Here is a 23,923-nt window from a genome sequence, read left to right as displayed (position 1 = left end):
CCTATACGGCCGGAACGATGACAGATCAAAGCTCCAGCAGACCGCCATCCCCATTTTCGTCGGCGAAGGCCAGCAGCGTGCCCTTGGCGTTCCAGGCGAGCCCGGCCACCGGCGGCGTGCCGTTGCGGCGGACCAGGATCTCGGCGCCGTCCTCCAGCCGCACCATCAGCACGGTGCCATCGCTGTAGCCGGCGGCGAAGATGTCGTTCTTGGGGTGGCAGGCGACCACCGCGACGCGCGCCTGCAATGGCGCGAGCATCGCGGGCTCCTTGCCCATCGGGCCGTCCTTGCTGGCGAACGGCCATATGATGACGGTGTCGGCCCCCGAGGTCGCCAACCCCTTGCCACCCGCGCTCCAGGACATCGAGCGGACGCGGCCGGGATAGCCGGTCATGCGCATGTGCCTGTTGTCGGCAAGCCGCCAGCCGTGCAGCGCCGCCTCGTGCATCGTGGTGACCAGGAATTTGTTGTCCGGGCTGAAGGTGACGCCGAGATGCGAGCCGGCCCAGGGCAGGAATTCCGCTGACCCTTCCATGTTGGGAAACCACAGCGTCGCGCCGTTGTAATGCGCGATCGCGAGCCGCAGGCCCTTCGGCGCGAACGCGAGACCACCGACGGTCGAGGGCACCTCGAGCGATTTCTCCTCGGCCTTGCCGCTCTTGACGGTCGCCGTCTTGCCGGCCGACCAGGCGTAGGCACCATCCGGATGCAACGCCACCGCATCGATCCAGCGCCGCTTCGGATCGGTGGCGAGCAGCGTCACCTCGCCCTTGGCGTCGAGCGAGACGACCTTGCCGTCGTCGCCGCCCATCACGAGGCGCTTGCCGTCGGAGGCGGTCGAGAGAATGCCACCGCTGTGAACGGCAACCGTCGCGATCTCGCCCTTGGCGTCGACGAACGCGATGTTCTCCTCACCGCCGACGAAGACGGCGCGGGGGCCAAGGAAATGCACCGACGTCACGCCCATGCCGAGCGTAACAGGCTTGACGCGATCGGTGACGGAAACGATCGAGGCGGAATCGGGAGAAGGCGTAAACTCTTTCATCACGAAACGATGCAGCTCTCAAAGCCTGAGCGAATGAGCTCTTCGGGCAATTCGCGGCCGATGAAGACGAGGCGGCTCTCGCGCGGCTCGCCCTCTTTCCACTTCCGCTGGTGGTCGCCCTCCAGCATCATGTGGACGCCCTGGAAGACGTAGCGGTCGTCGTCGTCGTGGAAGGCGAGGATGCCCTTGGAGCGCAGGATCTTGCCGCCCTCGACCTGCACCAGGTTCTGGAGCCAGGGCATGAACACGTTCGGGTCGAGCGGCTTGTCGGTCTTGAGCGACAGCGATTGCATGTCCTCGTCGTGATAGTGCTTCAGGCCGTGGCTGTGATCATGGTGGTGATGATGGTCGTGGCCGTGATGATCATGGTCGTGGTCATGATCGTCGACTTCCAGAAAGTCCGGCTCGATGTCGAGGATGCGATCGAGGTCGAACGCGCCGCGATCGAGCACGTCGGCCAACGCGACCGAGCAGCGCTCGGTGCGATGCAGCTTGGCATAGGGGTTGATGCCGCGGATGCGGGCCTCGACCTCGGCAAGCTCAGGCTTGGTGACGAGATCGGTTTTGTTCAGCACGATGACGTCGGCGAACGCGATCTGGTTCTTGGCCTCGGGCGCGTCCTTCAGACGGTCGGACAGCCATTTGGCGTCGGCAACCGTGACCACCGCGTCGAGCCGCGCGTTCTTCTGGACGTCCTCATCGACGAAGAAGGTCTGGGCCACCGGCGCCGGATCGGCGAGCCCCGTGGTCTCGACGATGATGGCGTCGAACTTGCCCTTGCGCTTCATCAAACCGTCCATGATGCGGACGAGATCGCCGCGCACCGTGCAGCAGATGCAGCCATTGTTCATCTCGAACACTTCCTCATCGGCGCCGATGATGAGGTCGTTGTCGATGCCGATCTCGCCGAATTCGTTGACGATGACAGCGTATTTCTTGCCGTGGTTCTCCGACAGGATGCGGTTGAGCAGCGTGGTCTTGCCGGCACCGAGATAGCCGGTCAGGACGGTCACGGGAATTTTGGAGGCGGTCGCTTCAGACATAACAACTCCGGACGTAGGGCTTGTCGCGCGACGCACGGCGGGGTGGCCCCCTGCCCTAGTGGTCAAGCGCACTGGTCAGGGCCTTTATATTGTGCCTGACCATGTCAATGTAAGTGGGTGCAGGCCCCTTTTCGCCGGTCAAACCGTCCGAAATCAGGGTCCCGCCGACCTTTGCCCCGGTCTCGGCCGCGATCCGCCTGATCAGGCGGTCGTCGCTGATATTTTCCAGAAATACCGCCGGGATTTTTTGAGCCTTGATCTGGCCGATGATGGCCGCGATATCCCGTGCGCTGGGCTCGGTTTCTGTGGAGACGCCCAGGGGGGCCACGAACTGAACGCCGTATTCGGCGGCAAAATAGCCGAAGGCATCGTGGGTCGAGATCACCTTGCGCCGCTCGGCCGGGATTTTGGCGACGGCCTCACGGACCTCGCGGTCGAGAGCATCGAGCTTTTCCAGATAGGCTTTTGCCCGGGTGCGGAAGAAATCGGCATCGTCAGGGTCGGCCGCGACCAGCGCGTTGGCGATGTCAGTCACATAAACCTTGGCATTGGGCACGGACTGCCAGGCATGGGGGTCTGCGGCCGAGCCGAGCTTCAGCGGCGCGATGCCGGCGCTCGCGGTCACGATTGTCGCCTTGCTGCCGGAGGATTGCACCAGCCGCGGCAGCCAGCCCTCGAGGCCGAGCCCGTTGACGATGACGAGTTTTGCGTCCGCGATCCGCTTCGCATCGGATGGGGCCGGTGTGTAGACATGGACGTCGCTGTCGGGGCCGACCAGCGTCGTGACGTTGACGCGATCACCGCCAATGATACGGACGAAATCTCCGAGGATCGAGAAGCTGGCGACGACGTTGAGCGGCTCCGCGGCATGTAGCGGCGAGGCGATCAGCAAAAGCACGCAAAGCAGGAGGCGCCGCATCGTCATGCTTCCAGATGCCGGCCGGGAAACAGCTGCCGGACGATGCCGCCGACGCGGCCGAACAGGACGGAGACGATGTAGAACACCGTCGCCACGAGAATGATCGAAGGACCCGAGGGCACGCGGGTCTGGAACGACAGCACGAGGCCGGCATAGCCCGAGATGGCGGCAGCGACGACCGCGATGCAGATCATCACAGTGAGATCGCGCGACCAGAACCGCGCGATGCCCGCCGGCAGGATCATCAGGCCCACCGCCAGCAATGTGCCGAGCGCCTGAAAGCCGTTGACGAGGTTGATGACGACGAGCGCGAGGAAGGCGAGATGCGCAGGCCCTCCGGCGCGGCTCACCGTTCGTAGAAACAAGGGATCGACGCTCTCGATCACCAGGGGGCGATAGATCACGGCCAGCACCAGCAGCGTGACCGTGGCATTGAAGGCGACCACTAGCAGGGTTTGATCGTCCATCGCGAGGATGTTGCCGAACAGCACGTGCAGCAGGTCGATATTGGTGCCCTTGATCGAGACGATGGTGACGCCGAGCGCCAGCGAGGCCAGATAGAAGGTTGCGAGCGAGGCATCCTCCTTTAGCCCGGTCGAGCGCGCGACCACGCCGGCCAGGATTGCGACGGCAAAGCCGGCGATCAGGCCACCGGCGGTCATCGCGAACAGATTGAGGCCGGAGAGCAGGAAGCCAACGGCGGCGCCCGGCAGGATCGCATGCGCCATTGCGTCACCGACGAGGCTCATCCGCCGCAGCATCAGGAACACGCCGATCGGCGCGCCCGCCAGCGACAGCGCGATCACCGCAGCAAGCGCGCGCCGCATGAACTCGAATTCGGTGAACGGACCGATCAGCGCGTCATAGAGCATCTGGGATCACGCCGCCCGCGAGCGGGCATCATCGGCCGCGCAGGCCGCCGCACTGTCGTCGAAGGCTTCGCACATCCGCATCGCGACCAGCAGGTTTTCGGGCGTCAGCACCTCCGCTGTCGGTCCCCAGGCCACGGGGCCGCGGGCCAGCACCAGCGTCTCACTGAAATGGGTGCGCACCATCTCCATGTCGTGCAACGCGGCGAGCACGGTGCGGCCTTCGCCATGCCAGTGCTTCACCAGCGCCAGCAGGTCGACCGTGGTCTTGCTGTCGATGGCGTTGAAGGGCTCGTCGAGCACGATCAGGCGCGCATCCTGGAGCAGCACGCGCGCGAACAGCACGCGCTGCATCTGCCCACCCGAGAGCGTGCCGATCGGACGGTTCTCGAAACCGTTGAGACCGACCGAAGCGATCGCGCGCAGGATCTTGTCGCGCGCGGCCTTGCCGATGCCGCCGAACAGGCCTGTCCCGCGCCACAGTCCGGTGCTGACGAAATCGAACACCGAGATCGGAAAGCTGCGGTCGATGTCCGCGCTCTGCGGCAGATAGGCGATGTCGCGGCTATCGAGCCCGCCGAGATGGATGCTGCCGTCGAGCGGCCGGAGAATGCCGACGATGCCGCGCAGCAGCGTCGACTTGCCGGCGCCGTTGGGACCGATCACGGCAACCAGCGCGCCGGAGGCAACCTCACCGTTGAGGTGATGCACGGCCGGATGGCGGTCATAGCCGAGCGTGACGTTGTGAAAGTGAAGCGCTGCCATGGTCACCTCATCGCCAGCCAGACGACGCCCCAGAGCACGGCGCACACGGCCAATGCGGCCGACAGGCGCGAGGCCATGGTCATACGCAGGATCGACCAGGGCGCCGCCTGCGCCGGATGCGGCGAGGTCGCATCGTGGACATGGGCGTGGCTGTGGTCATGCCCATGCGCATGGGCGTGGTTATGGGTATGGTCGTGATGGTGGGCGTGGGATGCGGCGGGAACCATGCCTAAGACGTTATATTATAACATTACCCCTGTCCACGGCCGGGTCAGGGCTTGCCGATCACCATCGCGATGGCGGCCGCCACGAACGGGAACGGCACCGAAACCGCGCAGCGGAACCAGACGAACCGGGCCGGCATGAACGGGATTTCCCACAAAATCACCCGCTGGAAGGCAAACAGGGCCCAGGCCACGACATAGGCGACCACCTGGGGCACCCCGCCGCCCGACTTCAGGGCCACCGTGCCGATGGAAAAGCCGATCACGGGGCCGCCGGGCGTCGCGGCGCCGGCGACCACGGCGGTTACAACCCCAAGCCAGCCACTGTCCGGCCCGAGCCAGCCGGTGATCACCTCCTGCGGGATGATGGCGGCGATGTAGCCGGAACCGATCACGCCGAGCGCAATCCGCGGCACGATGTTGATGAAGTCCATCGAGCCTTCGCGCAGCGAGGCCTTGAACACCGGAGGGCCGCGGCGGAAGGCGATCAGGCCGACGCCGAACACCGAGCCCCACAGCAGGATGTCGATGAGAAGTGCGGCGCTCATGCCGCGTCCTCGTCGCTGTCGCGCTTCGGATAGACCCGGACATAGACGAAGCGGCCGAGCGCGCCGGCGAGTACCGGCAGCGGCAGCGAGATCACGATCCGCCACAGCGTGAAGTCGGTGCCCATGATCGGGATTTCCCAGGCGACCGCCCGGCCATAGCCGATCAGGGTCCAGCTCACGACCATGGCGATGGTGGCGCCGAAATCGGCGCCGACCGCGAGCAGCGCGCTCGCCACGGGATAGGCGGTGAAGGGACCGCCGGGCAGGATCGCGCCGAAGGCCGTGCCGATCAAAAGGCCCTTCAGGCCGGATTTCGGCCCGAGCGAGCGCGAGACTTTTTCGTGCGGCAGGATCTCCGAGATGAAGGCGCCGAGCAGGCAGCCCGCCAGCACGCGCGGCAGGATGCCGCCGAACAGCGAGAGGTCGTGGGTGAGAATGTCGAGAACGCCGTCAGCGCCGTCACGCCGCCAGACCAGCGCTGCGCTCACCACCACCAGCGCCGCGATGATAATGGTCGACCAGCCGATCGGCTTGCGGACACGTCCCGGCCGCGGCTCGGACTCTGCGTCCTCGACAGGCGCAGGACTTTTCGGGGAAGGCTCTGACAATGGGTGCGGGTCGATCAGATGGGAGGCCCATCCTGATTAAGGGCGACGCCGAAGCGATGCAAACGGTAGGATCACAGGCCGATACGCGCACCGTGCAGGACTGATTCAATCAATTCCGCACAGCAAAAAGGCGGCCGCTTGAGCGACCGCCTTTCGTTGTTCCGATGAGGCTAACTCAGACCTTGTCGAACAGGGCCTCGACGTATTCCCAGTTCACGAGGTTCTCGACGAACGCCTTGAGATAGTCGGGACGGCGGTTGCGATAGTCGATGTAGTAGGAGTGCTCCCAGACGTCGACGCCGAGGATCGGGGTCGCGCCGTGCACCAGCGGATTCTCGCCGTTCGGGGTCTTGGCGATTTCGAGCTTGCCGTTCTTGACCTGGAGCCAGGCCCAGCCGGAGCCGAACTGGCCGACGCCGGCCGCCTGGAAGTCCGTCTTGAACTTCTCGAAGCCGCCGAGGTCCTCGTTGATCTTCTTCTCGAGCTTGCCGGGCAGCTTGGTGCCGCCGCCATTGGGCTTCATCCAGCTCCAGAAGTGGATGTGGTTGTAATGCTGGCCGGCGTTGTTGAACACCGCGGGGTTCTTGCCGAACGAGCCCTTGACGATCTCCTCAAGGGACTTGCCTTCCCATTCGGTCCCCTTGAGCGCGTTGTTGCCGTTGGTGACGTAGGCCTGATGATGCTTGTCGTGGTGGAATTCCAGCGTCTCCTTCGACATGAACTGGCCGAGGGCGTCATAGGCGTAAGGGAGGGGGGGCAGCGTGAATGTCATGGGTTCTTGTCCGCAACTGGTGGGGAACGTTTTAACGGTCACCCCTTATAGAAGGTTCCTGCGCCGTTAAATACCGCCAATTTGCGAAAAGGCGCGATTGCGACGGCATGGCCCATTTGCACAACTTTCAGACCCCCGAAAAATATCATTGCCTTTGAAGCGCTTATGGCAGAACGAATGCGTCACGGAGCAGAGCTGCGAAAGCCATGAGCATCGAAATCGACATTCTGAACGGCGACGCCTCGTGGCCGATCGCAAAGCCGCTGCATCAGGCGGTCTGGGGTCCGCAGATCGTCGAGAAGCTGCCCTGGGGGCACGTCACATGGGCCCATGCCGATCTGCGCGTGCTGATCGAGACGCCTGAGGACGGCCTCGTCTGCCATGTCGGCATCTATTTCCGCACCATCACCTGGAATGGACAGAAGGTGCATGTCGGCGGCATCGGCGGCGTCTGTACGCGTGAGGATCGCCGGGGCCGCGGCTATGCCACCATGGCGATCGACGCGGCGGTGCATACCATACGCGCCAACGAGGCGGTTCGCTTCGCGATACTGTTCTGCGAGCCGCACAATGCCGCGTTCTACGAGGCGCGCAGCTGGCTGTCCTTCAAGGGTGAGGTCTATTGCGAGCAGCCGGAGGGGCGGATCCGCTTCGACTACATGGCGCCCTATGTCTTCAACATCGTCCGCGCGCCGACGCTCGGCACCATTGACCTTTGCGGCCTGCCCTGGTGAGAGCTTCGCCGGGACAAACGAGCGCAGGATTTTGATTCCATCAGGCGTTGCACGATCCTGAATTGCTGCTATGGAAACGCCTCCATTCCGAGGCCCTTCCATGTCCCGTCGATTCGCCATTCTCTCCGTCCTCCTGGCTGCGCTGTCCGGCGCGACGGCCGCGCAGGCGCAAAGTGCCGACGCGAGCGGGACCTGGCTCACCCAGGCTGGCGATGCCCGCGTGAAGATCAGCAAATGCGGCGGCGGCATCTGCGGCGTCATCGTCTGGCTGCGCGAGCCCCACGACACCGCGACCGGCCAGCCGGCAACCGACAGCAAGAATCCCAACCCCGCGCTCGCCAAGCGCCCGATGATCGGCCTGCCGCTGTTCTCCGGCATGCAGCCCGCAGGGCCGAGCAAATGGTCGGGCGAGATCTACAACGCCGATGACGGCAGCACCTATGCGAGCAGCGTCTCGGTGACGGGGGCAGAGACGCTGCGCGTCGAAGGCTGCGTCGGCGCGCTCTGCGGCGGCGAGACCTGGACGCGCTCGGGACGTTAGGTCGCGGCCGCCACCATCGCCTTTAGCGCCGTCGCCGCCGAGGCGTAGCCGCCCCGCGCGCCGTCGATGAAGTGCACGTGGTCGCTGCGCAGCGCCGAGGGCGTGAAGCAGGTCATCATCGCGGCATCCTGCTGATAGAGCCCATAGCGCACGACGCCCTCGCGCGCGGCAGTCGCGAGACGATCGCTCAATGCACGCTCGAGCTCCGGCGTGCAGTCGAGGATCATGCGCAGGCCGTCGTCATATTTGCGGAAGTCGGAATTCTCGACCACCTGGCGCTTGTAGACCTTCGGCAGGAAGCCGCCGACCTTGATGTCGAAGCGCATCAGGACATAGGCGAAAAACGTATAGGCGAGCAGGCCGGCGCGGCGCTTGAACAACGACCCGCCACGGATCGCCCGCGCCTCGTAGTCCAGGCCTTGCGGTGGCCATTTCAGCGGCGGGCCCTGCGCTGGCACGGGACGGCCGGAATCCGGACTGCGCTCGACCAGATGGATGATGTCCTCGATCACCTTGCGGAAGGCCTGCGGGTCGGCGCCGCTTACCGGCATCACCAGCACCGACAGGATCAGCCCGCGCGAGGCCGGTATCACCTCGAAGCGGCAGGACAGGCCGGAGAGATCGGGCTGCGTGCCTGAGGGCGCCTCGGCGACGGCGAACTCGCCGCGCTTCATCGCAGCGTCGGCCCAGGCAAGCCCGCCGCCGGAGAACATCGCATAGGACAGATTGGCCGACGGGCCGAAGCGCGCGACGCGCACGTCGAGACCTTTCGCACGGATGGCGCTCACCGGCACCAGCGCGACGCGCATTTTGAGATCGAGGTCTTCCCGCACCCAGGTCGCCGTCGCAGCCAAAGCTTCGCGTGCCGCATCGAGATCGGCCGGCGCGACTGCAAAACTGGCGCCGTCGCCACCGAACACGAAGGGAAATTCGCGGCCCTCCAGCGCATTCGTCACCGCCGCGATCACGGCGGCGCCGGCCATGTTGACCGCCTTGTAGCGCTGCGCCGCGATCGCCTTGGTGGAATCGACGATGTCGGCGACGCCGATACTCCAGTCCTCCGGCAGCGGCGAATAGAGCTTTGGCTCCATCAGGCTGGTGAAGCCGCGGAAGACAGGGATGCTGCCGTAAAAGGATTCGCCTGAGATCATCGGGTGATGCCGGATGGTTGGGAAGCACGTCCGAACGAGATACGTGGCAGGATCGATCGGGGTTCGCCGGGGCGTCCCTTCGAGGCCCCGATCATTGGCCGAAATGGCGCCGGACAACAAGGTCGCTCCGCGCCGCAATGCCGCACGTAGTCATTGATCGGCATCAAACAACATCGCGCAAATTGCTCCTAGGCTTGCTCTGACATCGTTGCACAGGATGATCGACGTGTCTGACTTCAGCAAGGACCAGACGTCTTCGCCGCGCCGCTGTACGGGGCTCGACCCGATCAGCGCGGTGAAAATGCCAGCAGGGCTCACCGCGACCGTCGATGCCTGGGCTGAAGCTCACCAAATTTCTCGCTCAGATGCGATATGCAGGTTGGTGGAACTGGGACTGAAGATTGCGCCCGCGACTTCGACAGCATCGGCGCGCACCGCCGCATCGGACGCCGCCAGGATCGAAGAGCTGGCGGTCCACCAGATCGATAGGCTGCTAGATCCGGAGTTGTCGGCGGAGGAACGCGCGCGCCGCATTCGCCGCCTGACCGAAGGGCCGCCGGAATTCTTGCACCAGCGGATTGATCTGCCGAAGCATCAGACGTGAGCGCCGACCTGCGCTAGTGCAGCTTCTCGCTCTCACGCTTGCGCAAAGCTTCGAGAGCGGCATCATGACAGCCGATCAGCCGCACGAATTGCTGCGGATACATTTCGTGGCCGTGACTGCCGGAGTTTTGATGCGACATCGGCGGACAGCGGGCATCGTCCAGTTTCGCGGGCGATGGCTCCACGGGCGATTGGCCGGGACCCGCAACGGTGATGTTTGGCGTGGCCATATTTTGACAGGCCATATTTTGAGAAGCCATGGACTGCTCCCTGTCGTTTAGGGCAGTTCGATTGACGTAACCCAATCGAGCACGAGGCATCTTACGACCAAATCCGGCGTGATGTCATTGTGCCGGATCAACCCGATTATGACGGCAGAGTTCCGTCTTAGGCCGTATTCCCGGCGTCGATCGTGAACACAGTGCCGGTGACGTTACGGCCGCCCTCGCCGAGCAGATATTCCACCATGCGCGCGACGTCATCGGTCTCGGGCAGGCGGCGCAGCGCGCTACGGCTTGCGATGCGCTTGCGGCCGTCGTCGGAGAGATTATGCGTGAGCTCGGTGTCGATGAAGCCGGGCGCGATCGCGTTCACGGTGATGCCGAGCTTGCCGACCTCGCGCGCGAGCGAGCGGGTGAAGCCGGTGGCGGCGGCCTTGGTCGCGCCATAGACCGAGAGGCCGTTATAGCCTGTCGTCGCGATGATCGATGAGATGTTGATGATGCGGCCGGCGCCATCCGCCATCATCTGGCGCGCGACATATTTGGTGAGGATGATCGGCGACAGCACGTTGAGCTGCACCAGCGCCTCGATCTCGGAATTGTGCATGGTCGCGAGCAGGCCTTCGGTGCCGAGGCCGGCATTGTTGACGAGGCCGTAGGTCGGGCCGAATTCATCGCGCACGAGCTTTGCGAAGGCGGGGATCGCGTCGATCACGGCGAGATCGCAAGCGCGGAAATGCAGACGGCCCTCGGAGACGGCGATCGCGGCCTTGAGCTCGTCGCTCTCGCGCCGCGCGGCCGCGATCACGTTGTAGCCGGCGCTGACCAGCCGCTTGCCGATCGCAAGGCCAATGCCGCGGCTGCCGCCGGTGACGAGGACATTATGCATCGGTACGCGCCAGTTTTCCGGCCGGGGTGACATCGAGCGCCTCGACGAAGCGGATCACCGCCGGCACCTTGTGGGACGCCAGCTGCGCGCGGCACTGATCCAGGATCTGGTCGCGAATTTCCTTCGCGCGTGCCTGATCGGTGCCGTCGGCGAGGATCACGTCGGCGACGACGATGCCGCCGGTGATCGGGCTCTTCCGCGATTTCGCCCGCGACATCCGCACGTCGGGATGACGGTTGATCGCAGCCTCGATCTCTTCCGGGTGGACTTTCAGCCCGCCGATATTGATGATGCCGCCGCGGCGGCCGACGAAATAATAGCGGTCGCCGCGCAGTTCGACGATATCGCCACTGTCGACGAACCCGTCGCCGTCGGTGAGTGCGGCCGCGTCGCGGCCGATATAGGCGTGTGCCGTGCGCGTCGAACGGATGCGCAGCGAGCCATCGACGACCTTCATCTCGACGCCGTTACGGTTGCCGACATAGTTCGCCGGAAAACCTTCGAGCCCGTCATTGACGGCGAAGCCGACGCCGGCCTCGGTCGAGGCGTAGGCATGGCCGACGGAGGAATTGGGGAATGCCGCCTTCAGGCCGTCGAGCACCGCCTGGTCGGCGATCTCGCCGGAGAGGCGGACGTAGCCCGGCGCGAACTGCGCGGCGGAGCCACTCATCAGAAGCTTGCGCCAGTGCGAGGGCGTGCCGGAGATGTGGGAGACCCCGCGCGCGTTCAGCCGGGCGACGTGACCGGCGAGCGCCTCGTGCGGGTCCGACAGCACCATCGAGCCGCCAGAGAGAATGGCGCGAAGGAATATCTGCAGGCCGCCATAGCGGCGGATGTCGTAGAAAGTGGCCCAGACCGGCGCGGGTCCCTTGGCGGGGCCTTCGGCAACGATGGCGCCGGTGAGTGCTTCCAGCGTATGGCCGGCGATTTTCGGTACGCCCGATGTGCCCGAAGTGAGCATCAGCCATTCGGTCGCGCGCTCGGTCTGCGCAGGCGCCGTGGCTTGAAGCGGCAATTGTGCGGTAACGACCAGCGACACACCGGTCACGGCCCAGCGATCAGGCTCGTCGGTGACGACGGCATCGATCCCGGCATCGGCGATCAGCGCGTCGAGATGCGCAGGATTAAGATCCGGCGGACACAGCAACATGCGACGGGCGATACCGTCGAGCTCGATCATGACGAGGCCCGACCGGAGCTGGTCCGACAGTTTCAGCAAGACCGCGCGGCCGGACAGCTCGCGCAGGCGGCCGCCGAGGACGGTCTGCGACAGGATATCGGTCAGCGACACCACATGGTGCGCATCCGACAGGGTGCGGCCGGTCAGCTCCGCGCCAAGGTGGTCACGGAGCGCAAAGATCTCACGCGGGGACATTTTCGTAGGCCCGCACGAAATCACCCACGGTGGCGGGGAACGCTGCGTCCTCGGAAATGGTGAACGGATCGACGCCGGTATCGTCCTCGAGACGCGCGACCAGGATCGCGAAAGCGAGCGAGTCAAAGCCCGTCTCGTGAAGGGACAGATCGTCCGAGAGCGCAGGAAGCGTGACGTGCTGCTCTTTGGCAATCTGCTGGATCGCTTCAATGACTTTGGATCGTACCGACATTGCTCGCTCGCCTCATACTTAGTTAATCGATCGTGTTTCTTGCGGCGGCTCTTGATGACCGCCTCCCTTGCCCGTCTGTTTACCGGACAGAGGTAAATGGCCTCTTGGACAATTCAGATAAAATTGGACCTATCTCCGGATTTTGGCTCCCCTACAGCCGGATCGTGCCGCCCAGGATCTGCTCATACGTCTTCCCATTCAGCGCAACATAAGCACCGGATTTCGGCTCGAGCATGAACAGCGGATCGCTAATCGCGGCCGGGGCAAAACCTTCTCGCGCGAGCTCGCCCTTCTTCTGCTTGAACGTCTCGGTCGCATCGAGCTCGCGCGAGATGCGGATGAAGACGGGGCGGGCATAGGCCGGCAGCCGCTGCGCCAGATGCGCAGGCAGCGCGGTGATATCAAAGCCCTCGTTGACGACGATCGCGCTCATGCCGGCGCGGCCATCAGTGCCTGGAATGCTGACGCCATAAGTGGTGGCATCGACCACGCCAGTGAAATCGCGCACGGCGTCGTTGACTTCCGAGGTCGCGACGTTCTCGCCCTTCCAACGATAAGTATCGCCGATGCGATCGACGAAGTGGAAGAAGCCCTTGTCATCGAGCCGCATCAGATCGCCGGTGCGAAACCAGGCATCACCCTTGGCGAAGACATCGCGCAAAATCTTCTTCTCGGTCTCGCCGGCATCGGTGTAGCCCTCGAAGCGGCCACCGCCCTGGTCGGCCGTGCCGATGCGGCCGATAGCTTCGCCGGCTTCCCCGCGCGTGCAGGCGACGCAGAGACCTTCGTCATTGCGCAGCGGCGCGCCGCTATCGGGATCGAGCCTGACGAGGCTTGCGGGAAAACGGTGAGCGAGCAGCGGCGGGATGCGGCCGATGGCGCCCGGCTGTCCCTCGACGTTGAACAGCGAGAAATTGCCTTCGGTCGCGGCGTAGAATTCGAGGATGCGGGGAATGGCAAAGCGCCCCTGGAAATCATCCCAGATGTCGCCGCGCAGGCCGTTGCCGCAGGCAAGCCGCAGCCGGTGACGGTTCTCGTATTCGGACGGCGGCGCCTTGAGCAGGTAGCGGCAGAGCTCGCCGATATACTGGAACAGCGTGCAGTCGTGACGCACGACGTCGGGCCAGAAACTCGAGGCCGAGAACTTTTCCGCGATCACCACCGAGCCACCGGCGGCGAGCATGCTGCACGGCGCAACAATGCCGCCGACCGAGTGGAACAGCGGCAGGCAATCATAGAGTCGATCCTGCGGCGTCGCGCCGGTGAGGCCGGCGAACCAGAAACCCCAATTGAGGATGCGGCGATGGCTGATGCTGGCGGCCTTCGGCAGGCCGGTGGTGCCGGACGTGTAGATCAGCAGCGCACGGTCATCGATGGTGACGTCGCCGTGCTCCTCCGGAGACAGCGCCCCGTCTTCGAGCGCGGCAAGCGCAACATCGATCGCGCGCTCGCTGCGGGCATCACCATGCGTCCATATCTTGGCGTCGGTCGCCAGATACGGCGTTGCGCTCTCCAGCGTCTCCGAGAGGTCATGCGCGACGATGATGTGCGAGGGCTTTGCGACATCGACGCAATGCGCGAGAGACCGCCCGACAAGCTTGGTATTGATCAGCGCCACCACGCCGCCGACGCGGCTGATGCCGAGCCAGGCCGCGACATAGTCGATGCTGTTCGGCATGATCAGGCCGACAGTGTCGCCCTTGGCGACGCCGACCGAGAGCGCCCAGCGCGCATAGCGGTTGATGCGCCTCGACAGACCGTCATAGTCGAGGCTTGCGTTGTCCGTGACCAGCGCGACGCGGTCGGGCTGACGACGTGCCCAATCGTCGACGGCGTCGGCGAACAGGCGGCCCGGCAGCGTGTCGATCCGCGCAGTCAGCTCGATCGCCTTCAGCCAGATCTTTGAGGCCGAGGGTGCGCGCGCTCGGGGTTGCTCGATGACGCCGGTGGTCATGCCGTTCATTCTTTTGGGCGGGTATCTGCTTGTTTCCGGCAGCTTAGCTCGCGCGCCCTGCCCAGGTGTTAAGAGACAAGGTAAAACTCGGTTAGCTCTCGATTAACTGCGATCATCCTTTACCAAGCCGACGGGAACGTCGTGCGGGCTGGCGCGATTCTTGCGATAGCAAATCCAGTCATTCGGGCGTGCTGTGCGCGTCCCCTCGCCCGCGAGAGATGAACTGGAGGCCACGATGATCACCAAGCGACATTTCCTTCAGACCGCCGCCGGTACCGCGGCCACACTCATCGCTCCGCGCGCCTTCGCGATCGGCAACCCGTCTTATCCGTCGCGCAGCGTGAAATGGGTGGTGCCCTATGCACCGGGCGGCGCCACCGACGTGCTGTCACGCTTGATCTGCCAGCGGCTGTCCGACCGGCTCGGCCAGACCTTCGTGGTCGAGAACAAGCCCGGCGCCGGCAGCAATATCGGCACGCAGGCGGTGATCACGTCCGCGCCGGATGGCTACACGCTGCTGCTGACCTCGACGGCGAACGCGATCAACGCCTCGTTCGATCCGGCGCTGCCCTATGACTTCGCCAAGGGCATCGCACCCGTCGCCGGCGTCGCGCGGATTCCGCTGGTGCTGGTCGTCAACAACGATTTGCCGGTGAAGAGCGTCGCCGACTTCACCGCCTACGCCAAGGCCAATCCCGGCAAGATGTCGATCGCCTCGTCCGGCATCGGCACGTCGCTGCATCTCTCCGGCGAGCTGTTCAAGTCGATGGCCGGCGTCCAGTTCACCCACGTGCCCTATCGCGGCTCCGCACCGGGCCTGACCGATGTGATGAGCGGCCAGATCCAGGGCATGTTCGACAACGTCACCTCGTCCTTCGAGCTGGTGCGCGCCGGCAAGCTGCGCGCGCTCGGAGTCACCACGCGTGAACGCTCGGAGATCTTGCCTGACGTGCCACCGATCGCTGACACGCTTCCCGGCTACGAGACATCCTCGTTCTACGGCGTCGGTGCTCCCTACGACACACCGCGCGAGATCGTCGACCTGCTCAATCGCGAGGTCGACACGGCTTTGTCCGACGCCGAGATCAAGGCCCGCATCGCCGAGCTCGGCGCGATCCCGCTGCACGGCAATGCCGGCGAGTTCGGCGGCATGCTGACCGCCGAGACCGAGCGCTGGCGCAAGGTCGTAGAGCTGTCGGGGATCAAGAAGGAATAACCTCTCCCGCGGGCGCAAGCCACGCGCGCCGGCGGAAGTATCGCGCGGCGGATCATAAGGAGCTAGTGGACGTTCTGCCTTCGCAGATGAAGCGGCGGTGCAACGTTCGCGCGATAATACGGATTGGGGTCGCAGGTCGCCGGCCGACCGGACGCCGTCGCACGGCACTGCGGCAGCGACGTGAAGGAGCAATCATACCAGCCCCCACCACCGCCGTCGCTCGACCCGGTATAGACGTGCATGCAGACGGGAAAACTGGGGTCGAAAGTCTGGGCTTGCGACGGCGTAGCCGCAAGCAATGTCCCGACCGTCGAGACGAGGCCGAGCCATCGGCGCGTCGGGACGGCCGCTGAAAACCGCATCACAGACCGTCAGTACACCTGCTTGTGACGCTTGCGTGGCGAGGCTGGCGGCTTATCGAAAGCGTAATAGGGATTGACGTCGCAACTGGCCGCGCGGCCCGATGCCGTGGCGCGGCACTGCTCCAGCGACGTGAAGCTGCAGTCGAAATAGCTGCCACCGCCACCGCCAAACCCGCCGCCGCCGCCCGTGTAGACGTGCATGCACACCGGGTAGTTCGGATCATAGGTCTGGGCGCTGGCATCTGCCGCCACGAACAGCGCGGCAATGGCGGTGAGGGTCAGGAGAGGCAGGCGCATCGGACATTTCCTCGAATTGGCGGCATCGGCGGATCTGATGCCGACGGCCTCCTATGGCACAACGCCACGCCGGAGGCGACTGTTCCTAGGGACAATGACGGCAAGGTGAGCGCGCCGTGGCGCTAGCCGCCCAGCCCCTGCAACACCATCCGGTTCAGCCTCGCGGCAAACGCGGCCGGATCCTCCGGCAGCTCGCCATCCAGAATCTGCGCCTGTTCGAGCAGGAGAAGGCTGAGATCGTCGACCGTCTTCGAGCCGGCCTGCGCCCTGGTGATCGCCGTGACCATGGGGTGGCGCAGGTTGATCTCGAGGATCGGCTTGGTGCGCATGCCGCGGTTCTGCTGTGCCAGGATGCGCTCGAGCTCGCGGCTCGGACCCTGGCTGTCGGCGACGAGGCAGGAGGCGGAGCTGGTGAGGCGGGTCGAGGCCTTGACGTCGCTGACGCGCTCGCCGAGCGCCGCCTTGATCACCGCGATGGTGGCGGCCTCGTCCGCCTCGGGCTTGTCCTTCTTCGCCTCGTCCTTCTCGTCGACGCGCGGGATCAGCTCGAGATTGAGGTCGCCCTGGCTCAGAGACTTCAGCGGCTTGCCCTCGAACTCTGTCGGCATCGAGGTCCAAAAGGCATCGACCGGATCGGACAGCAGCAGCACCTCGATGCCGCGCGCGGTGGCCGCCTCGAGCCGCGGATTGGATTTCAGCCGCTCGATGCTGTCGCCGACAAGATAATAGATCTCGGTCTGGTTCGGCTTGAAATCGGCAATCACCTCTTTCAGCGAGCGCTTCTCGCCCGTGGTGGTAGTGAAGCGCGACAGCGCGAGCAGCTTCTCGCGGCGCTCGAAATCCTCGTAGATGCCCTCTTTCAGCACCGCGCCGAAGGCGTCCCAGATCTTTGCGAAATTCTCCGCATCCTTCTCGGCGAGGCCTTCGAGCTCGTTGACGACGCGGGTCGCCACGGCTTTGCGGATCTGCGCCAGCTGCGGGTTGTTCTGGAGCATCTCGCGCGAGATGTTGAGCGGGAGATCCTCGCTGTCGACGACGCCGCGGATGAAGCGGAGATAGCCCGGCAAGAGATCCGCATCGTCGGTGATGAAGACGCGGCGGACATAAAGCTTGACCCGGCCCTTGCGGTTCGGCTCGAACAGGTCGAACGGCTTGGTCGACGGTGCGAACAGCAGCACGGCGTAGGAGTAGCGGCCCTCGGCGCGATAATGCAACGTCATCGCGGGATCGTCGAAGGCGGACGCGATCTGCTGATAGGCCTTCTTGTAGTCTTCCGCGGAGAGCTCGGATTTCGAGCGCTGCCACAGCGCGCTCGCCGAATTGATCTGACGCGGCTCACCTTCTTCCGGGACGAGCTCGATCGGGAAGAGGATGTTGTCGGAATAGGCGCTGATGATGCGCTCGATCTCGTAGGTCTCGAGATATTTCTTCGCATCGTCCTTCAGGTGCAGGACGATCTCGGTGCCGCGCGCCACACGGGCCGCCTCTTCGTCGCCTGCGCGTGCGATCTCGAAGCCAGAGCCGCCCGATGACGTCCAGGTCCAGACATCGCTCTCGCCGGCACGGCGGCTGACGACGACGATCTTCTCGGCGACCATGAAGGCGGAATAGAAGCCGACGCCGAACTGGCCGATCAGGCCGAGGCCGTCCTTGGCCTCCCTCAGCTTCGACACGAAGGCCTTGGTGCCGGAGCGGGCGATGGTGCCGAGATGATCGATCAGCTCCTGCCGCTCCATGCCGATGCCGTTGTCGGCAATCGTCAGCGTCCCCGCCGTCTTGTTCGGGATGATCCGGATCTTGAGCGCGTCGTCCTCGCCCAGCAGGGCCGGATTAGCGATCGCCTCATAGCGCAACTTGTCGCAGGCATCCGAGGCGTTGGAGACCAGCTCGCGCAGGAAGATGTCGGTCTCCGAATAGACGGAGTGCACCATCAGGTGCAGCAGCTCGGAAACCTCGGCCTGGAAAGGCTGCGTATGCGTGGCCGTATCGGACGTCGTCATGCGTTTACCCGGTCAATCGGAAATGGAGAAACCCGGGATATAACGCGATGGGATAGCGGATCAAGTGCACGCGCAAAACCGCCCTTCGGCGGGAGGGCGGTTTTGCATGCGTTACGAGGCCGATCAGGTCACGCAACGGCCGGGCTGCAGCAGCTTGGCGACCTCGGTCAGGGAGCTGACCATCGGCTCGCAGGCGACTGTCGGCTTGCGGCCCGGCTTCAGCAGCGTGGGCGCGGGCTTGGCGTTGCCCGTCTCGATGACTGCGGGGACCCGGAGCAGCACGGACGTGTCGGCCAGATCGTTCAGCCGCATCGAGACGGTGCGGGTGGGAACCGCCGCCGGCTTCAGCTCAGTGAGCCGGTCGGACTTGCTGGCGCGATTGACGTTATGAGTTGCGACATTGCGCCCTGAGGTTTGGCCCGGCTGGTCGGCGAGCGCCTGCCAGCGGTCGGCCAGATCTTGGCCCGAGGCCAGTTGCACGGCGCCAACCTGAACGGCGCCAAGCGTCGCGGCGAGTGCGACGGCACCAAAAAATACCTTCTGAATCTGTGGCATGGCTGTCGGTCCCTCGCCCCATGGCGATCGCGGGAACAACGCAAGGGGAGGAGCAGAGTTTCCCAGACGTTAAGATCACTTAACCGTGTGCGGAAACGGCGGGGTGCCGGCGAAAAATTTTGCAGACCGCCTGGAACGACTCCCGCGCCCGGGAGTCGTCTCAACAGCCGGCTATTCCCCCCTGCCCCATAAGCCGGCGACGTAGGGCGCGACTGTGGTGATGCCAGTCGCGCCTTACTTTTGTCTGGGGCTCACTTTTGCTCGCAGACTATTTGGCCTTCCCTGCAAGCCAGTCCCGCCCCTCGCCATAGAGCTTCTCGACCTCGGGGCCGATCAGGCCAGGCATGTCGCGCTTGACCTTGTAGCCGATCAGCTCCTGCATGTAGGCGAGATGGCGATAGCCCTCGGGCAGCGCGGCCAGCGCCTGCTGGTCGAGGCGGAGCGTCGCGGCAGGATCGACCGGATCGATCCGGTCCTTCTCGTAGATCGGCTGGCGGCGGACGATGCCCCATTTGCCCTGCCGCTTCTCCAGGAAATCGTAGAACCGCCCAGTGCAGACGACGTCGCAGAGCACGTCATGCACCTGGGCCCGCTGCGAAATCGTCATCTTGGTTTGCGCGATGGCCCGCTCGCCCGCAAGATCGATGCTGGTGCCGCCGAGGAAATGCAGGATGCGCACGCCCTTGGCAAAGCCCTCCTGGCTGACGCGCATGAAATCCCGCGCCGGCCCCTGAAACCAGGTCGCGGACATCCAGCCCTCTTCGTGCCAGACGGTGGCAAAGCGCTCCCAGTCACCGGCGTCGCGCCACACCGCCCAGTTCTCGACGAGGTCGCGGATGGCGAGGCGGTCGAGGAGTTGCTGGTCCATGGTCACGTCTCCGGTTCGGGGCGATGCGCGAGGTATGAGCGGCGAACGCGATGGCCGTCAAGCGCGGCCGGAGCGCAAAAAAATCCGGCGTGCCTTGGAGCACGCCGGATCAGATCGTCATCGCCAGATGGCTTGCCCCGGCGCCTCTTACGCCGCCGGCGCCTTCGGCGTGCGGTTGCGCGAGTTGCGCTGGAAGAACAGCGCCTGGCTCGCCACCGCCGACACCATCGCGGGCTGGAACGGCTTTGAGATCAGGAACGCCGGCTCCGGACGCTCGCCGGTGAGGAAACGCTCCGGATAGGCGGTGATGAACACCACCGGCACCTCGAAGGTGCGGAGCAGTTCGTTGACGGCATCCAGGCCCGACGAGCCATCGGCGAGCTGGATGTCGGCGAGGATGAGGCCCGGCCGCCTGTTCTTGGCCAGCGCCACCGCATCGGCATGGGTGCGCGCGACGCCGACGACGTTGTGGCCGAGATTCTTCACCAGGCTCTCGAGGTCCATGGCGATGAAGGTCTCGTCCTCGATGATCAGGACGTCGGTCGCGATCTCGGCCGCCATCTCGCGGCCGGCGGCATCAGCCAGCCGGCGCGTCTCGGCGACATCGGTCGCGAGAACATAGGCGACTTCCTCTTCCGAAAATCCTTCGAGCGAGAGCAGCAGGAACGCCTGCCGCGGCAGCGGCGTGATGTTGGACAGCCGCCGCTCCGGCGGCATCGGCAGCGTCGCCACCTCGGAATCGTCATTGACCGAGACCGAATTCCAGATCTGGGTGAACAGCCGGAACAGGCCGGCGCGCGGCCCGTGGCTCTCGTCGAGCACCGACGGATCCCCCAGCATGGCTTCCAACATGGCTGCGACATAGGCGTCACCGGAGGCCTGGCTGCCCGTCAGGGCGCGCGCATACCGGCGCAACAACGGCAAGTGCTCAGCAACAAGCTGCGAACGGGACATCCCGACTCCATTCATTTCGGGCCAACCGCAAAAATAAGGAACCGCGAGGGGAGGCCCGGGTTCCCCTACTGGGGCTGATTACGCTTCAGGACAAGAAAAGTTCCCCTGACCTGGGAACTTTTTGTCGAACCTGGAATTGAACTCATCCAGGGAACGGCTCCCGGTTGAGAAAACTTCTCTATTTTGCAGTCACTTAACTCGGGGAAACGTGGAACAGGTCATGAAAGATCTCAAGTCTCAAGCCAGCAAAAGCACGACCCCCGGCAAGGGAGGCCTCACTCCGGAGATCCAATCCCGGATCGGGCATCAACTGCGCGCCATGTACGACGACGTCGTGCGGCAGGGGGTTCCGGACCGGTTCGCGGAGCTCATCAAAAAGCTTGATGCGCCGGGAAGTGGATCCCAGAACGAGAATGGGGCTGGGGGCTCCAACGACAACAATGGGAGGGATTAATGCCTCTCACGAACTCCCTGCGTGACGACATCCTTGCGGCCGTGCCGAGCCTTCGCGCGTTCGCGATCTCGCTCAGCGGCAATGCCGACCGCGCCGATGATTTGGTGCAAGAAACGCTGTTGCGCGCACTCGCCAACATCGACTCGTTCCAGCCCGGCTCCAACCTGCCGGCATGGCTGTTCACGATCCTGCGCAACCTGTTCCGCTCCGACTATCGCAAGCGGCGCCGGGAGGTGGAGGATGCCGAGGGCAATTATGCCAAGACGCTGAAGACGCAGCCCTCGCAGAACGCCCACCTCGAGTTCGAAGAGTTCCGCGCCGCGCTCGAGAAGCTTCCGCAGGACCAGCGTGAAGCCTTGATCCTGGTCGGCGCCTCCGGCTTCTCCTATGAGGATGCGGCCTCGATCTGCGGCTGTGCGGTCGGCACCATCAAGAGCCGCGTCAACCGCGCACGCTCGAAGCTCGCCGCGCTGCTTTATGTCGATGGCGCCGAGGACTTCGGGCCCGACGAGACCGTGCGCGCCGTGATCGGCGGCAGCAGCGGATAGCGCGTCAATCGACCAAAGGCGACAGCTGTGAAGGCGGCCGTTCGCGCGGCCGTTTTCGCATGCGTCTGATCACTCCTCAGCGAACGTCACCGTATCGGCGAGGCTCGCGCGCGAGGTGCGGTAGCTGTTGACCTTGTGGGCGTCGTCGGCATAGCCGAACGAGATGCCGCAGACGACACGGCGATCGTCCGGCAGATTGAAGTGGCGGCGGATCAGGCCGGAATGGCGCGCAAGTGCTGCCTGCGGAATCGTGCCGAGCCCGAGTGCTTGCGCTGCGAGCATGAAGTTCGACACGTAGGCCCCACAATCGATCGCGCCGTAGATGCCGAGCGGCTCGTTGGTGTGAATGATCGCGACATGCGGCGCGCCGAAGAAATTATAATTCTCCAGCGCCTGCTTTGCGTAGGCCATCTTGTCGCCGCGGGCGATGCCGAGCGTGTTGTAGAGCTGAAAGCCGCTCTCGCGGCGGCGTTCGAGATAGACGCCGACATATTCGCGCGGCGGCGTGAAATCATAGTCGTCGCCGAGGCCGCCTGAGGCCTCCTTGTAGATCAACTGGCGGAAGCGCTCCTTGGCCTCGCCGCTGGCGATGATGACCTGCCAGGGCTGGCTGTTGCACCAGGACGCGGTGCGCTGCGCGGTGGTCAGCACATGCTCGATGGTGGCGCGATCGACGTCCTTGGGAAGAAAGGCGCGGACGGAGTAGCGCTCGTTGAGGAGCTCTTCGAGCACGCCGATGCGGTCGGCTTGATTTACTTTTGCGTCCATGAATCAGCTCGCGCTCTTGCTTCGTAGGGTGAGTTAGCCGAAGGCGTAACCCACCACTTCTGTCTCTGCGGAAACCAAAGAGGTGGGTTACGCCTAGCGGTTTGCGCTTCGCGCAATCCGCGGGGCTAACCCACCCTACGATTCCACAATCCAAAATCACCGTCCCTTGGTCGGGATCTTGTTATACGGCACATCCTTGTCGACGCGAATGTCGCCCGGCAGCCCCAGCACCCGCTCGGCGATGATGTTGCGCAAGATCTCGTCGGTGCCGCCGGCAATGCGCATCGAGGGCGAGGACAGCAGCATCTGCTGGAACTGGCCGTGCACCGTCTCCTCGTCCGCCCCCGTGAGAACGCCGGCCGCGCCCTGGAGGTCCATCGCGTAAGTCGCGATATCCTGCAGCATCATGCCCGACACCAGCTTGCCGATGGAGTTTTCAGGACCGGGCCGCTCGCCCTTCGACAACGCCGAGATCGCGCGATAGCTGGTATATTTCAGCCCGCTCGACTTCACCGCCCAGCTCGCAAGTTTTGAGCGCACGGCGGGATCGTCGATGGCAAGCCCATCCTCCAGCATCAGATTGGAGCAGAACTCGAACAGTTCGGGGACGCCGGTCGCGAGCCGCGAGCCGATCGACATGCGCTCGTTCATCAGCGTGGTCAGCGACACGCTCCAGCCCTCTCCGACGGCGCCGAGCCGCTGGCTGTCGGGAATCACGACGTCGGTGAAATAGACCTCGTTGAACTCCTGCATGCCGTTGGCCTGCTTGATCGGGCGCACCTCGACGCCAGGGCTCTTCATGTCCAGGAAGAACATGGTGAGGCCCTTGTGCTTGGGCACGTTGGGATCGGTGCGCGCGATCAACAGGCCGTAGTCGGAATAATGCGCGCCCGAGGTCCAGATCTTCTGGCCGTTGACGACCCAATTGTCGCCCTTCTTCTCCGCGCGCGTGCGCAGGCCAGCAACGTCGGAGCCAGCCGACGGCTCGGAGAACAGCTGGCACCAGATCTCCTCGCCCGAAGCGAGCTTCGGCAAGTACCGGCGCTTGGCATCCTCGCTGCCCCAGGCCATCACGGTCGGGCCGCACATGCCCTCGCCGATCTGGAACGGCTGCGTCAGCTTGCCGTAGACGCCCTCTTCCTGCTGCCAGATCACACGCTCGATCGGCGTGGCGCCACGGCCGCCATATTCCTTCGGCCAGTGCAGGCAGGCCCAGCCGCCCTCGGCCTTCTTCTGCTGCCAGGCCTTGCCGACCTCGACCATGTCGTGCTTGGCAAGCCTGATGCGGCCGAGCGAGGATTTTGACAGCTCCTGCTCGAACTCCTTCGGCGCGTTGGCGGCGACCCATTTGCGCGCGGTCTCGCGGAATGCGGCTTCCTGCGGGGTATCGTCGAAATTCATGGCGGAC

At 64.5% G+C, this 23,923-nt stretch carries 29 protein-coding genes; 6 read left to right on the top strand and 23 right to left on the bottom strand.

Features of this window, described 5'->3' with window-relative positions:
* Positions 1-25: 25 nt before the first annotated feature.
* The 9 genes from ACLFLU_RS05685 to ACLFLU_RS05645 form a co-directional block, all read right to left on the bottom strand.
* Entirely contained in the window at positions 26-1,045 is a 1,020-nt protein-coding gene (locus tag ACLFLU_RS05685; protein WP_426411345.1) for a WD40 repeat domain-containing protein, read from the bottom strand.
* A complete protein-coding gene (locus tag ACLFLU_RS05680) occupies positions 1,045-2,088 on the bottom strand; it encodes a CobW family GTP-binding protein (protein WP_426411344.1) in 1,044 nt (347 codons plus the stop codon). The genes ACLFLU_RS05685 and ACLFLU_RS05680 overlap by 1 nt, the downstream gene beginning before the upstream one ends.
* A gap of 55 nt (positions 2,089-2,143) precedes the next feature.
* The gene (locus ACLFLU_RS05675) at positions 2,144-3,007 is read right to left on the bottom strand and encodes a metal ABC transporter substrate-binding protein (RefSeq protein WP_426411343.1); all 864 of its coding nucleotides are present in this window, start codon (positions 3,005-3,007) and stop codon (positions 2,144-2,146) included.
* A 2-nt stretch (positions 3,008-3,009) separates the two neighbouring features.
* A complete protein-coding gene (locus tag ACLFLU_RS05670; RefSeq protein WP_426411342.1) occupies positions 3,010-3,879 on the bottom strand; it encodes a metal ABC transporter permease in 870 nt (289 codons plus the stop codon).
* A gap of 6 nt (positions 3,880-3,885) precedes the next feature.
* Positions 3,886-4,641, bottom strand: a complete 756-nt coding sequence (locus ACLFLU_RS05665; RefSeq protein WP_426411341.1) for a metal ABC transporter ATP-binding protein — start codon at positions 4,639-4,641, stop codon at positions 3,886-3,888.
* A 2-nt stretch (positions 4,642-4,643) separates the two neighbouring features.
* A complete protein-coding gene (locus tag ACLFLU_RS05660; RefSeq protein WP_426411340.1) occupies positions 4,644-4,868 on the bottom strand; it encodes a hypothetical protein in 225 nt (74 codons plus the stop codon).
* A gap of 44 nt (positions 4,869-4,912) precedes the next feature.
* On the bottom strand, positions 4,913-5,413 hold the full coding sequence (locus ACLFLU_RS05655; protein WP_426411339.1) for a hypothetical protein: 501 nt from the start codon (positions 5,411-5,413) through the stop codon (positions 4,913-4,915).
* Complete coding sequence (locus ACLFLU_RS05650; protein ID WP_426411338.1) at positions 5,410-6,021, bottom strand: permease; 612 nt, start codon at positions 6,019-6,021, stop codon at positions 5,410-5,412. Before ACLFLU_RS05650 ends, ACLFLU_RS05655 begins: the two co-directional genes overlap by 4 nt.
* A gap of 175 nt (positions 6,022-6,196) precedes the next feature.
* Positions 6,197-6,793 (bottom strand): superoxide dismutase, encoded by a 597-nt coding sequence (locus ACLFLU_RS05645; protein ID WP_426411337.1) that lies wholly within the window; start codon positions 6,791-6,793, stop codon positions 6,197-6,199.
* A gap of 206 nt (positions 6,794-6,999) precedes the next feature.
* Here ACLFLU_RS05645 and ACLFLU_RS05640 point away from each other — a divergent pair, with 206 nt between their 5' ends.
* Together ACLFLU_RS05640 and ACLFLU_RS05635 are read left to right on the top strand one after the other, a co-directional pair.
* Positions 7,000-7,527 (top strand): GNAT family N-acetyltransferase, encoded by a 528-nt coding sequence (locus ACLFLU_RS05640; protein ID WP_426411336.1) that lies wholly within the window; start codon positions 7,000-7,002, stop codon positions 7,525-7,527.
* Between the two features lie 100 nt (positions 7,528-7,627).
* Positions 7,628-8,068 (top strand): DUF2147 domain-containing protein, encoded by a 441-nt coding sequence (locus ACLFLU_RS05635; protein WP_426411335.1) that lies wholly within the window; start codon positions 7,628-7,630, stop codon positions 8,066-8,068.
* Here ACLFLU_RS05635 and ACLFLU_RS05630 read toward each other — a convergent pair.
* Entirely contained in the window at positions 8,065-9,219 is a 1,155-nt protein-coding gene (locus ACLFLU_RS05630) for a DUF3095 domain-containing protein (protein WP_426411334.1), read from the bottom strand. The two genes, ACLFLU_RS05635 and ACLFLU_RS05630, sit on opposite strands and share 4 nt — an antisense overlap.
* A 217-nt stretch (positions 9,220-9,436) precedes the next feature.
* On the opposite strand from ACLFLU_RS05630, the gene ACLFLU_RS05625 reads away from it, so the two are divergent.
* Complete coding sequence (locus ACLFLU_RS05625) at positions 9,437-9,823, top strand: hypothetical protein (protein WP_426411333.1); 387 nt, start codon at positions 9,437-9,439, stop codon at positions 9,821-9,823.
* A gap of 13 nt (positions 9,824-9,836) precedes the next feature.
* Here ACLFLU_RS05625 and ACLFLU_RS05620 read toward each other — a convergent pair whose 3' ends face one another.
* The 5 genes from ACLFLU_RS05620 to ACLFLU_RS05600 form a co-directional block, all read right to left on the bottom strand.
* A complete protein-coding gene (locus ACLFLU_RS05620) occupies positions 9,837-10,052 on the bottom strand; it encodes a hypothetical protein (protein ID WP_426413912.1) in 216 nt (71 codons plus the stop codon).
* A gap of 157 nt (positions 10,053-10,209) precedes the next feature.
* Positions 10,210-10,932 (bottom strand): SDR family NAD(P)-dependent oxidoreductase, encoded by a 723-nt coding sequence (locus tag ACLFLU_RS05615; protein ID WP_426411332.1) that lies wholly within the window; start codon positions 10,930-10,932, stop codon positions 10,210-10,212.
* A complete protein-coding gene (locus ACLFLU_RS05610) occupies positions 10,925-12,307 on the bottom strand; it encodes a class I adenylate-forming enzyme family protein (protein ID WP_426411331.1) in 1,383 nt (460 codons plus the stop codon). The genes ACLFLU_RS05615 and ACLFLU_RS05610 overlap by 8 nt, the downstream gene beginning before the upstream one ends.
* Positions 12,294-12,539 carry an acyl carrier protein gene (locus tag ACLFLU_RS05605; protein WP_246919009.1) on the bottom strand — a complete coding sequence of 82 codons (246 nt, stop codon included), beginning with the start codon at positions 12,537-12,539 and terminating at the stop codon, positions 12,294-12,296. The genes ACLFLU_RS05610 and ACLFLU_RS05605 overlap by 14 nt, the downstream gene beginning before the upstream one ends.
* Before the next feature lie 151 nt (positions 12,540-12,690).
* The gene (locus ACLFLU_RS05600; RefSeq protein ID WP_426411330.1) at positions 12,691-14,502 is read right to left on the bottom strand and encodes a long-chain-acyl-CoA synthetase; all 1,812 of its coding nucleotides are present in this window, start codon (positions 14,500-14,502) and stop codon (positions 12,691-12,693) included.
* 226 nt (positions 14,503-14,728) lie between these two features.
* On the opposite strand from ACLFLU_RS05600, the gene ACLFLU_RS05595 reads away from it, so the two are divergent.
* Positions 14,729-15,709 carry a Bug family tripartite tricarboxylate transporter substrate binding protein gene (locus ACLFLU_RS05595; RefSeq protein WP_426411329.1) on the top strand — a complete coding sequence of 327 codons (981 nt, stop codon included), beginning with the start codon at positions 14,729-14,731 and terminating at the stop codon, positions 15,707-15,709.
* 62 nt (positions 15,710-15,771) lie between these two features.
* On the opposite strand, the gene ACLFLU_RS05590 is transcribed toward ACLFLU_RS05595, so the two are convergent.
* The 6 genes from ACLFLU_RS05590 to ACLFLU_RS05565 form a co-directional block, all read right to left on the bottom strand.
* Entirely contained in the window at positions 15,772-16,071 is a 300-nt protein-coding gene (locus ACLFLU_RS05590; protein ID WP_426411328.1) for a DUF3551 domain-containing protein, read from the bottom strand.
* Between the two features lie 9 nt (positions 16,072-16,080).
* Entirely contained in the window at positions 16,081-16,368 is a 288-nt protein-coding gene (locus ACLFLU_RS05585) for a DUF3551 domain-containing protein (protein WP_426411327.1), read from the bottom strand.
* Positions 16,369-16,490: 122 nt separating this feature from the next.
* Positions 16,491-18,368 (bottom strand): molecular chaperone HtpG, encoded by a 1,878-nt coding sequence (gene htpG, locus ACLFLU_RS05580; RefSeq protein WP_426411326.1) that lies wholly within the window; start codon positions 18,366-18,368, stop codon positions 16,491-16,493.
* 123 nt (positions 18,369-18,491) lie between these two features.
* Positions 18,492-18,923, bottom strand: coding sequence for a hypothetical protein (locus ACLFLU_RS05575; RefSeq protein WP_426411325.1), 432 nt, complete (start codon positions 18,921-18,923; stop codon positions 18,492-18,494).
* Positions 18,924-19,191: 268 nt separating this feature from the next.
* Positions 19,192-19,791 (bottom strand): nuclear transport factor 2 family protein, encoded by a 600-nt coding sequence (locus ACLFLU_RS05570; protein WP_426411324.1) that lies wholly within the window; start codon positions 19,789-19,791, stop codon positions 19,192-19,194.
* Between the two features lie 147 nt (positions 19,792-19,938).
* Positions 19,939-20,745, bottom strand: coding sequence for a response regulator (locus tag ACLFLU_RS05565; protein ID WP_426411323.1), 807 nt, complete (start codon positions 20,743-20,745; stop codon positions 19,939-19,941).
* Positions 20,746-20,965: 220 nt separating this feature from the next.
* Here ACLFLU_RS05565 and ACLFLU_RS05560 point away from each other — a divergent pair, with 220 nt between their 5' ends.
* Positions 20,966-21,199, top strand: a complete 234-nt coding sequence (locus ACLFLU_RS05560; protein WP_164933683.1) for a NepR family anti-sigma factor — start codon at positions 20,966-20,968, stop codon at positions 21,197-21,199.
* Positions 21,199-21,747, top strand: a complete 549-nt coding sequence (locus ACLFLU_RS05555; protein ID WP_426411322.1) for a sigma-70 family RNA polymerase sigma factor — start codon at positions 21,199-21,201, stop codon at positions 21,745-21,747. The genes ACLFLU_RS05560 and ACLFLU_RS05555 overlap by 1 nt, the downstream gene beginning before the upstream one ends.
* A gap of 69 nt (positions 21,748-21,816) precedes the next feature.
* Here the strand turns inward: ACLFLU_RS05555 and ACLFLU_RS05550 are convergent, their stop codons facing one another.
* Both ACLFLU_RS05550 and ACLFLU_RS05545 read right to left on the bottom strand, forming a co-directional pair.
* Positions 21,817-22,515 (bottom strand): nitroreductase, encoded by a 699-nt coding sequence (locus ACLFLU_RS05550; protein ID WP_426411321.1) that lies wholly within the window; start codon positions 22,513-22,515, stop codon positions 21,817-21,819.
* 156 nt (positions 22,516-22,671) lie between these two features.
* Positions 22,672-23,916: an acyl-CoA dehydrogenase gene (locus ACLFLU_RS05545; RefSeq protein ID WP_426411320.1), complete on the bottom strand. Its 1,245-nt coding sequence runs from the start codon at positions 23,914-23,916 to the stop codon at positions 22,672-22,674.
* Positions 23,917-23,923: the final 7 nt, after the last annotated feature.

Source organism: Bradyrhizobium ganzhouense, from assembly GCF_049949285.1.
Taxonomy (GTDB): domain Bacteria; phylum Pseudomonadota; class Alphaproteobacteria; order Rhizobiales; family Xanthobacteraceae; genus Bradyrhizobium; species Bradyrhizobium ganzhouense.
This window is presented reverse-complemented; position numbering and strand designations above follow the sequence as displayed.

What these genes read in the sequence shown, in the direction of transcription:
- ACLFLU_RS05640 (WP_426411336.1), top strand. Translation starts at nt 7,000, where the DNA reads ATGAGCATCGAAATCGACATTCTGAACGGCGACGCCTCGTGGCCGATC.
- ACLFLU_RS05545 (WP_426411320.1), bottom strand. Translation starts at nt 23,916, where the DNA reads ATGAATTTCGACGATACCCCGCAGGAAGCCGCATTCCGCGAGACCGCG.
- ACLFLU_RS05615 (WP_426411332.1), bottom strand. Translation starts at nt 10,932, where the DNA reads ATGCATAATGTCCTCGTCACCGGCGGCAGCCGCGGCATTGGCCTTGCG.
- ACLFLU_RS05670 (WP_426411342.1), bottom strand. Translation starts at nt 3,879, where the DNA reads ATGCTCTATGACGCGCTGATCGGTCCGTTCACCGAATTCGAGTTCATG.
- ACLFLU_RS05585 (WP_426411327.1), bottom strand. Translation starts at nt 16,368, where the DNA reads ATGCGCCTGCCTCTCCTGACCCTCACCGCCATTGCCGCGCTGTTCGTG.
- ACLFLU_RS05665 (WP_426411341.1), bottom strand. Translation starts at nt 4,641, where the DNA reads ATGGCAGCGCTTCACTTTCACAACGTCACGCTCGGCTATGACCGCCAT.
- ACLFLU_RS05590 (WP_426411328.1), bottom strand. Translation starts at nt 16,071, where the DNA reads ATGCGGTTTTCAGCGGCCGTCCCGACGCGCCGATGGCTCGGCCTCGTC.
- ACLFLU_RS05685 (WP_426411345.1), bottom strand. Translation starts at nt 1,045, where the DNA reads ATGAAAGAGTTTACGCCTTCTCCCGATTCCGCCTCGATCGTTTCCGTC.
- ACLFLU_RS05675 (WP_426411343.1), bottom strand. Translation starts at nt 3,007, where the DNA reads ATGCGGCGCCTCCTGCTTTGCGTGCTTTTGCTGATCGCCTCGCCGCTA.
- ACLFLU_RS05570 (WP_426411324.1), bottom strand. Translation starts at nt 19,791, where the DNA reads ATGGACCAGCAACTCCTCGACCGCCTCGCCATCCGCGACCTCGTCGAG.
- ACLFLU_RS05625 (WP_426411333.1), top strand. Translation starts at nt 9,437, where the DNA reads ATGATCGACGTGTCTGACTTCAGCAAGGACCAGACGTCTTCGCCGCGC.
- ACLFLU_RS05605 (WP_246919009.1), bottom strand. Translation starts at nt 12,539, where the DNA reads ATGTCGGTACGATCCAAAGTCATTGAAGCGATCCAGCAGATTGCCAAA.
- ACLFLU_RS05600 (WP_426411330.1), bottom strand. Translation starts at nt 14,502, where the DNA reads ATGAACGGCATGACCACCGGCGTCATCGAGCAACCCCGAGCGCGCGCA.
- ACLFLU_RS05645 (WP_426411337.1), bottom strand. Translation starts at nt 6,793, where the DNA reads ATGACATTCACGCTGCCCCCCCTCCCTTACGCCTATGACGCCCTCGGC.
- ACLFLU_RS05660 (WP_426411340.1), bottom strand. Translation starts at nt 4,868, where the DNA reads ATGGTTCCCGCCGCATCCCACGCCCACCATCACGACCATACCCATAAC.
- ACLFLU_RS05620 (WP_426413912.1), bottom strand. Translation starts at nt 10,052, where the DNA reads ATGGCCACGCCAAACATCACCGTTGCGGGTCCCGGCCAATCGCCCGTG.
- ACLFLU_RS05635 (WP_426411335.1), top strand. Translation starts at nt 7,628, where the DNA reads ATGTCCCGTCGATTCGCCATTCTCTCCGTCCTCCTGGCTGCGCTGTCC.
- ACLFLU_RS05595 (WP_426411329.1), top strand. Translation starts at nt 14,729, where the DNA reads ATGATCACCAAGCGACATTTCCTTCAGACCGCCGCCGGTACCGCGGCC.
- ACLFLU_RS05555 (WP_426411322.1), top strand. Translation starts at nt 21,199, where the DNA reads ATGCCTCTCACGAACTCCCTGCGTGACGACATCCTTGCGGCCGTGCCG.
- ACLFLU_RS05630 (WP_426411334.1), bottom strand. Translation starts at nt 9,219, where the DNA reads ATGATCTCAGGCGAATCCTTTTACGGCAGCATCCCTGTCTTCCGCGGC.
- ACLFLU_RS05575 (WP_426411325.1), bottom strand. Translation starts at nt 18,923, where the DNA reads ATGCCACAGATTCAGAAGGTATTTTTTGGTGCCGTCGCACTCGCCGCG.
- ACLFLU_RS05560 (WP_164933683.1), top strand. Translation starts at nt 20,966, where the DNA reads ATGAAAGATCTCAAGTCTCAAGCCAGCAAAAGCACGACCCCCGGCAAG.
- ACLFLU_RS05550 (WP_426411321.1), bottom strand. Translation starts at nt 22,515, where the DNA reads ATGGACGCAAAAGTAAATCAAGCCGACCGCATCGGCGTGCTCGAAGAG.
- htpG (WP_426411326.1), bottom strand. Translation starts at nt 18,368, where the DNA reads ATGACGACGTCCGATACGGCCACGCATACGCAGCCTTTCCAGGCCGAG.
- ACLFLU_RS05655 (WP_426411339.1), bottom strand. Translation starts at nt 5,413, where the DNA reads ATGAGCGCCGCACTTCTCATCGACATCCTGCTGTGGGGCTCGGTGTTC.
- ACLFLU_RS05565 (WP_426411323.1), bottom strand. Translation starts at nt 20,745, where the DNA reads ATGTCCCGTTCGCAGCTTGTTGCTGAGCACTTGCCGTTGTTGCGCCGG.
- ACLFLU_RS05610 (WP_426411331.1), bottom strand. Translation starts at nt 12,307, where the DNA reads ATGTCCCCGCGTGAGATCTTTGCGCTCCGTGACCACCTTGGCGCGGAG.
- ACLFLU_RS05680 (WP_426411344.1), bottom strand. Translation starts at nt 2,088, where the DNA reads ATGTCTGAAGCGACCGCCTCCAAAATTCCCGTGACCGTCCTGACCGGC.